Annotated in this window: 1 protein-coding gene (running past one end of the window); it reads left to right on the top strand. The window is 73.2% G+C overall.

Features of this window, described 5'->3' with window-relative positions; translation table 11 throughout:
* Positions 1-11,478, top strand: part of the annotated coding region (locus ACFO4E_RS28050) for a WXG100-like domain-containing protein (protein ID WP_465263149.1) (this coding region is incomplete at its 3' end). The annotated region extends 22,487 nt beyond the left edge of the window; 11,478 of its 33,965 annotated nt are in view.

Below are 11,478 nucleotides of genomic sequence, written 5' to 3' on the forward strand. Positions count from 1 at the left end.
GGAAGGGCCCGTTGACCCGGGCGCAACGGGGCCGAGCCGCCCGAAGGGCATCATGCCCGACCCCGAACAACTCCCCGACGCCCCTGACGACCACTCCGGCGGCCAGGCCCGACCGTCGGCCGGCGACGACAGCACCGGAATCCCCGTCTCGGCCCTCACCGGTGAGGACCGCACCATCGCCGCCCTCGTCGGGCAGAAGCAGCTGCTCCGTGTCATCGTCGGGAAGACCGGGATGTCGCTGAGCGCGCTCAAGGGGCGCCTCAGCGGCATTTACAGCCTTGTGGGTGTGGACGGCTACGCCGGGTTGGGTGAGCTGGCCCGGGAGAGCGGGCTGACCCCCGACCCGGCCCACCTCCGGGATACCCCGACCGTTCCCGTCACGGCCCTCACCGGTGAGGACCGCACCATCGCCGCCCTCGTCGGGCAGAACCAGCCGACCAGCGCCATCGCCCGGCAGACGGGGATCGACCAGCGCACGCTCCCGACACGCCTCGCTGACATCTACAACCAGGTGGGCGTAGGCGCGCGCGGCTACGCCGGGCTGGGTGAGCTGGCCCGGGAGAGCGGACTGAGCCCCGACCCGGCCCACCTCCGGGATACCCGGACCGTGCCCGACCCGGCCCCCCTCCAGGGCACCCGGACCGTTCCCGTCACGGCACTGACCGGCAAGGACCGCACCATCGCCGCCCTCGTCGGGCAGAACCAGTCGACCCACGCCATCGCCGGGCAGACCGGGCTGCACCAGCACACGGTCGAGGTGCGGCTAGGTGACATCTACTCCCGGGTGGGCGTGGACATGCCCGGCTACGCCAGGCTGGGTGAGTTGGCCCGGGAGGCCGGGCTGGCCCCCGACCCGGCCCACCTCCGGGGGACCCGGATCGTTCCCGTCGCGGATCTGACCGGTGAGGACCGCACCATCGCCGCCCTCGTCGGGCAGAACCAGTCGGTCCGCGCGATCTCCGGGCAGATCGGGAAGTCGCTGAGCACGGTCGAGAAGCGTCTCGGCGCCATATACAACCGGGTGGGCGTGGCCGTGCCCGGCTACGTCAGGCTGGGTGAGCTGGCCCGGGAGAGCGGGCTGACCCCGGACCCGGCCCACCTCCGGGGGACCCGGATCGTTCCCGTCACGGACCTGACCGCTGAACACCGCACCATCGCCGCCCTCGTCGGGCAGAAGACGTCGGTCCGCGACATCCCCGGGGCGACCGGAATACCGTTCTCCACGGTCAAGAGGTATCTCGGTGTCATTTACAACCGTGTGGGCGTGCCCGGCTACGCCGGGCTGGGTGAGTTGGCCCGGGAGAGCGGGCTGACCCCTGACCCGGCGTACCTCCGCGGCGGCCACACCGCCACCGCGCCCGTCTCCCACGAGGGCACCGACACCCTTCGCACCGGCTCCCCGGTGACCAACGACCCCGAGAACCTGCCCGACGCCGGCGACCCCCTGGGCGGCCCGGGCGGCGACCAGGCCGGCCGCGTCCCGCTGCCCCCGTCTTTGCAATGGCACGGCGGCGACCAGGACCAGGATCCCGGCGGGGGCATGGGCAACAACGTCCGCGCACGGATCGACGACGTGGCCGCCGACCAGTGGGCCCGATTGAACCTGCCCATCGCGGTGACCGCGGAGGGGGCGCCCGGTTCGGTGCAGGGCACCCATATCCTGGCCGTCACCCCGGATCAGGCCCGTTCTGTCGGGGCGTACACCGGCCGCGCCCGCGACGAGGTCGACGACGGGCTGGCCACCGGCGATGTCGCACCTGGTGACCGCGACGATTTCCAGCGGATCGTCGGCGACATCGACGCCGTCCTCGCGTCGGCGGCGCCGCCCGTGGCGACCACCGTGCACCTGGGCGCCGGGGCGGTCCTGTTGCGGCAGTTGGGCATCGACCCCGGCAGCCCTGACGACGCCCACCGGGCCGCGGGCACGGTGGTGGACATCGCGCATCCCCTCATCGGTACCTTCGGCACACGCGCCGCCGAGGACGCCTCCGCCTATGTCATGATCCGCGTGCCCCAGGGGTTCCCGGCCGCTTACGTGGTCGGCGACTCCGCTGGTGGGGGAGGGCGAGTGCTGGTGGCGCGGGGGTCGCGTCTCGCCGTCCACGCCGTCTACCGGCACCCCGACCGGCGGGCCCCGGGCGCGGATGCGGAAAACCCGTTGTTCATCGAGGCCGAGATCGTGCCCGCCGGGTGGGTGCCGCCCCCCGGCTGGCAGCCCACTCCCACCGGCGACGCCCACCACGGCTACCAAGGCACTCTCGGTGCCCGCCTCGCCGCCCCGGAGGCGTCCGGCCCCCTTTCCACCGTCGGCGACGACCGCGACGACCACTCGGGTGACGCGGGCGCCGCAGAGCGCCACGCGATCAACGACCTCGGCGACCTCCCCGACGCCCCCGCCGTTGCCGACGATGCGGACACCACCTCCTACTCCGACTTCCTCGCCTTCCTCGACGGCCAGGCCGACCTCGACGATTTTCCGTTCGATCCAGCCGATTTCGACGACGCCCTGTTCGATTTCGATGGTTCCGCCGTCGACTCGGGCGGTGCCGTGGCCGCGGACGGCGGCCGGGAGGGCACGGGTCCTCCGGTGCCGCAGGCGCCCGGCCAGGGCGAATCGGGCGCCGCGCCGATCAGCGAGGCACGTGCGCACGAACTCGTGGGCGGGCTCACGCCCTACCAGCGCAGAGCCTTGGCCCTCCTCATGGACGAGGGCCGTTCGATGGCTGGGATCGCCCGTGGCCTCGGCGTGAGGCCGGACAGATTCGCGAGCCTGGCCGGGCGTGTCTACGCGCGTCTGGGGGTGCACTCCCGCGCGGATGCGGTCGCCGTCGCCCGTGCGGCCGGGCTGACCTCGGAGTCGGCCCAGGCCGACATCCAGGCCGCGCCCACACCCGCACCCGCGGCCACCGCTGGACTCTCTCCCGAGCGACTCGCCACGGCGCTCGACGGCATCAACACGCTCAGCGATCCCCAATACGCGATCTTCACCCTCCTCGGGCGCGGATGGGACAACAACGAGATTCGCGTCGAACTCGGCAAGTCCCTCAGCACGGTCTCCAATCGGGTCAGACAGGTCCTTCGCCACCTGGGGTTGGACATCCCTGAACAAGCCGTGACCGTTGCCCGCGCCGCGGGCCTCGTGCCCGATGCCACGCGCACCCCGACCGGATCGCCTCAGCAGCAGGCGGCGACGGGAAGTCCCGTTGACCCGGGGGCGCGGGGGCGCGGCCGCCTGGACGGCCCCATGCCGGAGCCGGACACGTCCGGGGCGGGGGCTCGGGGTGTTCCGCCGGGCCTTACGCCCGTGCCACCCGCCCAGGGAGTGGTGCCCCCGGCGGGTCCTTCCGGCACGGCGACGGCGGGGCAGCCGTCGGCCGGTCCGACTTCGGACGGTGCTCCGCATAGGTTCACCCCTCCGGCCCCGGCGCCGGTCCGCAACGACCTGCCCCGTCCCGACAGCTGGGGTGCGGAGTCGGCTCCGCAGCGCCGGCTGTTCTCGCGCGACTTCATCGAGACCCTCGACCCGCCGCAGGACGAGGGGGATTCCGACTCGTCGGTGGATGCGATGAGCGTCGACTCCTCGACGGATGGGGATGCGCCGCCGCTGACGGTCGAGGTCGACACACCGAATGGGCGGATGCGCGCCGAGGTGTCGATCGACAACCGGTTCTTGGAGTCCTCCACGATCGAGATCGACCGCGGCGGCGAGGACGGCGGTCCCTCCGGTGTCCGCAATGTGACGCTGCGGTTGCGCCATTTCGCCGGGAACGGTGTGGACGCCGCGACCAGGAGCGCGGCCGTCGAGGGGCTCAAGCGGCGTATCGAGTCGGTGTTCAACGACCAGTACGTGTTGCCGCGCGGCGGGCGGCAGCTGAACGTGACCGTGGTCGAGGCGGGGTACATGGCCCCGCAGGACACCGTCCATGCCACGGTGTCCTGGTCTCCCGTTCCGCCCGCCGTGGGCGGGCAGCCGGCCCCGGCTCCCGCGGCCGGCGCCGGCGGGCGGGGCTTGGGTGAGGTGCTGCGCCGGCTCGGGATGCTGGACGGCGATCCCGCGCGGGGCGTGGCCGAGCCCTACGTGGCGCAGCGGACGCTGGACCGGATCGAGGCCATGGTGGAGCCGCGCCCGGAGCGGCGGTTCTCGGATCCCCAGGGCGATGGGCCCGCGCGGGAGTTCACGGCGCAGGACGGGCTGGTCCACCGGTCGGTATGGGAGGACGCGCGGGCCGATGCTCCGGTCCACCGCGTGGGCGGGCCGCATCTGGAGGCGGATTTCTTCGACGTCCTCACGGAGGATTCCCGGCCGGCGAATCCCCACGGTCCGCGCGCCGCCATGGACCGCATCCGCAACCAGCGCAGGTTCGAGTGGCGGCGGATCCCCATCCCGCAGGAGCACCGCACCCCGGGCGGCCCCACCCACGTCCGCGAGATCACCTTCCGGCCGTCCATCGACGCCGACCACATGACGGATGCGCAGTACGACGCGTACCTGCGTGAGTACGCCGACGCGCTGGACGCGACGCTCAACCACAGGTTCCGGATCCGGGGCGACGGGAGCGTCGTGCGGGGGCAGGACGGTGCGGTGGTGCACCGGATGGGCACGCGGCTGCTGGAGACGCTGTTCGGTGAGGACAGCATCCCCGACCAGCACGACCCGGACCTGTGGGGCAACGAGGGCACGGTGCCCGGCGCCGATGCGCTGCCCGGGGCCGGCGACCAGTTCCACGTCCGCCTGGAGTTCGCCGACGACGACACGCCCGCCGATCAGGTGCACGCCGAGATCGAGGTGCTCGCCGCCGACCCGTCGCTGCCCTACACCGACGACGACAGGATGAGCACCAAGGTCTGGTTGGACCGGGGGTATCCGGTGAAGTCGCGGGTGCATGAGACCCTGCACTACCTTGGCCTGCTCGACGAGTACTCCGAGAGCGACTCCTTCCGCCGCTGGGGCGAGGACGCCGACGCCGTGCGTCCGGGCCCCGGCATCATGGGGCACAACTGGACGGCCGAGGACGCCAACGGGTGGATGGTGGAGGTCACCGACCCCTGGATCCGGCAGAGCTACCTCGACACCATCACCTCGGTCATGGACCACGGGGCCTCGGCGCAGGCGCCGCCGATGCGGATGGCCGACCTGTCCGACCAGGACAAGGCGTCCATCATCGCGTTCCTGGAGCCCGGCTTGCTGGCCACCGACCCCCGGTGGAACGAGGTGTTCGACCACTTCGCGCTCGCCGTCGACGAGCACGTGCGCGGTTGGAGCCCTGAGCAGGCCGAGAGCCACGCGGCCGACCCGGTCGCCTATAGCGAGGACCGCGCCCGGTGGCGGGACGGCGGGCTGCTCGCGCCGATGGTGTACTCCGCCTCCCGGGCGGGGGTCGACGTCTCCTTTAGGACCGTCACCGACCTGTTCCCCGATGCCGAGCGTTCCCGGCTCGGCCGCGGCTTGGCCGGCTCCGGCGACCCGGCGGCGCAGGCGGCGGCCCTGGCCGTGTACGCCGCCTACCGCGACCAGGCCGCCGGCCGCGGCCCGATCGGCGACATCCCCGCCACGCCCGACCATCCCGCCATTAGTGCCCGCGACGCCGAGGCCGCTGTGGAGGGGTGGCGCCGCGATGGGCGGCTGCTGGGCGCGCTCGATGTGCTCAGCGACAACGCGATCGATGTCATGGGCCGCGACTGGGCCCGCGCCCTGCCCGACGCGGCACAACAGCAGGTCCTCACGCTGCTCTCCCCCTACCAGGCCGCCCCGCCCGGGACCCGCGATGCCGGGCTGGGCGCGCTGGCGCCGCCGGTGGCCGGACGCGCGGTGCTGGACATCCTCGGCTCGGCCTACGACCAGGTCGCCCTCAGCAAGATGGCGGCCGACATCACCGTCGCCGCCCCCGGACACTCCCCGGCCCGCTTCACCGCCCAGCAGGTCTACGACCAGCTCATGGCCTGGAAGCACCAGGGTGTCCTCGCCGAAGCGCTGCGCGTCCTCCAGCAGTCGGGCGCGCCCGTCACCGACGCCCAGATCGGCGCCATCGCGCCGGCACCGGCCCCGCAGACCTTCGGGCACGGTGCGCCGGGCCCCTACCAGCAAGCTCCCGGCGCAATGGGCGGGTCCTACGCCCCCGGGATGGCGCCGCGCAGCGGTGCGACCCAGGCCCCGTCCGTGCGAGCCGCGGACGGCGACGACGCCGCACCCCAGGGCGCCGTCCTGCCGGCCGCGGACTCCACCCGGCCATCGGAGCCGGACTCCACGGATGACCCTGTGTTCAGGCCACCCGTCAACCACCGGCCGGGCGACCCCGCGCCGCGCGCCACCGGCCTGCCCGGCCCTGAAACCTGGGGCGCCGAGTCGGCTCCGGAGAAGCGCCAGTTCTCGCGTCATTTCGTTGAGACCCTCGACCCGCCGCAGGATGAGGGGGATTCCGACTCGTCGGTGGATGCGATGAGCGTCGACTCCTCGACGCATGGGGATGCGCCGCCGTTGACGGTCGAGGTCGACACCCCGAACGGGCGGATGCGCGCCGAGGTGTCGGTCGACAATCGGTTCTTCGAGTCCTCCACCATCGAGATCGGCCGCGACGGCGACGGAGACGACGGCGGTCCCTCCGGTGTCCGCAATGTGACGCTGCGGTTCCGCCACTTCTCCGGGAACGGTGTGGACGCCGCGACCAGGAGCGCGGCCGTCGAGGGGCTCAAGCGGCGCATCGAGTCGGTGTTCAACGACCAGTACGTGTTGCCGCGCGGCGGACGGCAGCTGAACGTGACCGTTGTCGAGGCGGGGTACATGGCCTCGCAGGACAGCGTCCATGCCACCGTGACCTGGTCTCCCGTTCCGCCCGCCGTCGGTGGGCGGCCGGCCCCGGCTCCCGCGGCCGGCGCCGATGGCCGGGGCTTGGGTGAGGTGCTGCGCCTGCTCGGGATGCTGGACGGCGATCCCGCGCGGGGGGTGGCCGAACCGTATGTGGCGCGGCGGACGCTGGACCGGATCGAGACGATGGTGGAGCCGCGTCCGGCTCGGCGGTGGGGGGAGGATGTCCGGGCGTCGGATGTCGCGCACGAGGGGGTGGTGACGAGCCCGTCGAAGTGGAGGGGCGGGGGGAAGGCCGAGTGGGAGGCCGCGCGGGCGGCCGCGCAGGTCCACCAGGTCGGCCTGAGTGTCGAGGCGTCGTGGCCCGAGATGAAGGTGGACGCCCGTCCGGCGAGGCCGCTGGGCGAGAACGACTTCGATGCGTACGGCAATCTCAAGGACCCGTCGTCGGTCACGGCGGAGAGCCCGTCCATGGGCGTGCCGCGGCATGTCCGGCCGGACCTGCCCGGGTGGGAGGTCGACCGGAGGTTCGAGTGGAAGCGGGTCCCGATCCCCGACCGGTACCGCAAGCCGGGGGGGCCGACCCACATCGCGGAGATGACCTACCGCCCCCGGGTCCGCCCCGCCAGGGGGATGACGAAGGCGTCGTCCAACGCCTATCTCACGGCGGTCCGCAAAGAGCTGGACGCCATGTGGAACGGCAAGTTCCGGCTTCGCGGGGACGGGACCGTCGTGAACGACGCGGGTGCGTTGGTGCACCGGATCGACCCGCGCCTGTTCGAGACGCTCTTCGGTGAGGGGAGCCGCCGGGAGGCCGACGACCTGAACGGCAACGAGGCGAGGCTGTCCGGCCCCGGCCCGCAGCCCGGAACCGGCGACCAGTTGCACATCAACCTCGAATTCGCCGACGACACCACCCCTGACGACCAGGTGCACCACACCATCACCCTGCACCACTGGGCCAACGTCTCCACCATCCATGACGTACCGCCCATGAACACGGAGACCTGGTACGACATCTACCCGGCGAAAGCCGCCGTCCATGAGATCGGGCACCTTCTCGGCCTGGTCGACCAGTACCCGGACCCGAACGCGATCTTCCGCTCGGATCCGGACGGCAATGGCGTGCGCCCGGGTCTGCGCCTCATGAACAGCGCGGAGTGGCTCGAATTCTCCAGTGGGCGGATGAAGGAGGCCCGCCCACCCGTCGCCTGGATCGACGACCTCGACAGGTTCGGCTCGGTCATGGCCTACGGCACATCGGATCACTCTCCAGCGACGCGGATGGCCGACCTGTCCGATGAGGACAAGGCGTCCATCATCGCGTTCCTGGAGCCGGACATGCTGGCCACCGACCCCCGGTGGAACGAGGTGTTCGACCACTTCGCGCTCGCCGTCGACGAGCACGTCCGCGGCTGGAGCCCCGAGCAGGCCGAGAGCCACGCCGCCGACCCCGTCGCCTACAGCGAGGACCGTGCCAAGTGGCGGGACGGCGGGCTGCTCGCGCCGATGGCGTACTCCGCCTCCAAGGCGGGGGTCGACATCTCCTTCGGGACCCTCATCGACCTGTTCCCCGATGCCGAGCGTTCCCGGCTCGGCCGCGGCTTGGCCGGCTCCCACGATCCTGCGGCGCAGGCGGCGGCCCTGGCCGTGTACGCCGCCTACCGCGACCAGGCCGCCGGCCGCGGCCCGGTCACCGACATCCCCGCCACCCAGGACCATCCCGCCATCAGCACCCGCGACGCTGAGGCCGGGCTGGAGGGGTGGCGCCGCGACGGGCGGCTGCTGGGCGCGTTGCACGTGCTCGGCGACAACGCGCTCGATGTCGTGGGCCGTGACTGGGCCCGCGCCCTGCCCGATGCGGCGCGGCAGCACGTTCTCACCCTGCTCTCCCCCTACCAGGCCGCCCCGCCCGGGACGCCCGGCGCCGGTCTGGGGGCGCTGGCGCCACCGGTGGCCGGACGCGCGGTGCTGGACATCCTCGGCTCGGCCTACGACCAGGTCGCCCTCGGCGCGTCCGCGGCCGACATCACCGTCACCGCCCCCGGACACCCCCCGGCCCGCTTCACCGACCAGCAGGTCTACGACCAGCTCATGGCCTGGAACCACCAGGGCGTCCTCGCCGACGCGCTGCGCGTCCTCCAGCAGTCGGGCGTGCCGGTCACCGACGCCCAGATCGGCGCCATCGCGCCGGCACCGGCCCCGCAGCCCTTCGGGCAGGCCGCACAGAGCCCGTACCCGCCCGCGCCCGGTTCCACGGGCGGGTCCTACACCCCGGGGATGGCGCCGCGGAGTGGTCCGGGGGTCATGCCCGCGCCTCTCGCGGACGGCGGCGCCGCACACCAGAGCGTCGCCCCGTCGGCCGCGGACTCCACCCCGCCGGCCGCCGCCACCCCGCCGTCGACTCCGGACTCCACGGATGCTCCTGTGTTCGGGCCGCCCGTCAATCACCGGCCGGGCGATCCCGCGCCGCGTGTCACGGGTCTGCCGGATTCGGGCAGGTGGGGGGACCAGTCGCCGGTGGAGTTCCGCGACGTCTCCACTCACTTCGCGAGCACCCTCAAGGTGCCGGCGGACGCGTCGCCGTTGAGTGTCGAGGTGGACACACCGCGGGGTCCGATGCGGGCCGAGGTGGTGATCGGCAACCTGTTCTTCGAGTCCGCCACGATCGAGATCGACCCTGCGGATGACCAGGGACCCTCGGCCGTGCGCACCATCACGGTGCGGCTGAACGTGGTCGCCGGGGACGGTGTGGACCAGGAGGCCGCCGACGCGGCGACCCGTGCGTTGCGGGGGCGTGTCGAGGCGCTGTTCAACGACGCCTACGTGCTGCCGCGCAGCGGTGCGCAGTTGCACGTGGAGGTCGCCGAAGCCACACCGGGCGAGGACGATCCCGACCGCGTGCACGCCACGGTGACCTGGCATCCGGTGGCGCCCGGGGACGACGGGTCGCCGGCCCCCGTTCCCGCCCCGGGTGCCGATGGGCGGGGTGTGGGTGAGGTGCTGCGCCGGCTGGGGATGCTGGACGGCGACCCGGCACGTGGCGTGGCCGAGCCGTATGTGGCGCGGCGCACCCTGGACCGGATCGAGACCATGGTGGAGCCGCGCCCGGCCCGGCGATTCTCCGATCCCGCGAGGGACGTCCCCTTGTCGGCGCACGAGCACGCGGGGGTGGTGGACCCGTCACTGTGGACGGGAGAGGGCAAGGACGCGTGGGAGTCCGCGCGGGCGAACGCGCAGGTCCACCAGGTCGGTAGGCCGCATGTGAGCGCCGATTGGGCCGAGATCCAGCAGGGTGCCCGTGCGGCGCGCCCGCTGGACCTCGCCCCCGACGGCGGCCCCCGCGGCCACGACGCCAACGGTAACCCCGTCGACCTCGACGCCGGCGGCAACCAGGTCGATGCGGAACAGGTGGTGCGCAACCCCGATCGCCGGCCCGGCGACCCGGAGCGGTTCGTCAAGGCCGACATGGGGCCCCAGTGGACCGCTCTGCGCAGGTTCGAGCACCGGCGCGTCGAGATCCCGGCCGACCTGCGCACGGACGGCGGCCCGACCCACATCCGGGAGATCACCTTCCGCCCGCGGATCGTGCCCGGTGCGGGTATGGTCCCGGCGCGCTACGACGCCTACCTCAAGGAGTACCGCGCCGCCCTGGAGACCATGTGGAACGGCCGGTTCCGGCTGCGCGGCGACGGCAGCATCGTGCGGCCCGAGGACGGCGCGGTGGTCCACCGGATGGGCACGGACCTGTTCGAGACGCTGTTCGGTCCAGGTAGCCGCCCCGACCCTGGGGACCTGGACGGCAACGCGATCACGGTGCCCGGCGCCGAACTCCTGCCCGGAACCGGTGACCAGCTGCACATCCGCCTGGAATTCGCCGATGACGCCACGCACGCCGACGACGTGCACGCGGCGGTCGTCCTGAGCCACTACGACGACGTCGCCCAGCCGTGGGACCTGCCGGGCATGAACATCGGCAGCTGGCACGACGGGTTCCCGGTGGAGGTGGCCGTCCACGAGACCGGGCACTGGCTCGGACTGTCCGACCAGTACGCGGATCCGCGGTCGCTGTTTCGGTGGCCGGCCGACGCCAACGCCGTGCGTCCCGGGCCCGCCCTCATGGAGGGCCTGGGCTGGTACGCGTTCTCCGGGGGGCGCTACGGCAAGTACAACGAACCTGTCGTGGCGACCGACTACGCCGACACCATCGGCGCGGTGATGGACCACGGATCCTCGGACCACACCCCGCCCGTACGGGCGGTGGAGCTGCCCGCCCCGGTCAAGCTCGCCGTTCCCTGGATCCTGGAACCGGGCTGGGCCGTGTCCGACCCGCGGCTGGCCGGCGTCTTCGACCGCTTCGCCCTGGCCACCGACCGGGTGCTGAGGGGGTGGGACGGTTCGCGGGTCGCCGACGCGCTCGTCTCTCCCGGCGATGCCGAGGTGCGGGGGGCCGTGCGCGAACACCTCTCGGTGGCCGCCGATGCGCGTGGTGCCGCCCGCCGTGAGCACGAGCGCGCGGACGCGGCCCGCGCGCAGGGCGACGACGCGGCGGCGCGTGCCGCGGATACCCGCGCCGCCGGCTTCGAGACGGCGGCGCAGGAGGCCGACGCCCGTGCCGATGAGGCGCGGAGGCGCGCCGCCGGCACCGGCGCCGACGCCCGCGCCGCCGACGCCCT

It is taken from the genome of Nocardiopsis mangrovi (genome assembly GCF_042653925.1).
GTDB classification, from domain to species: domain Bacteria; phylum Actinomycetota; class Actinomycetes; order Streptosporangiales; family Streptosporangiaceae; genus Nocardiopsis_B; species Nocardiopsis_B mangrovi.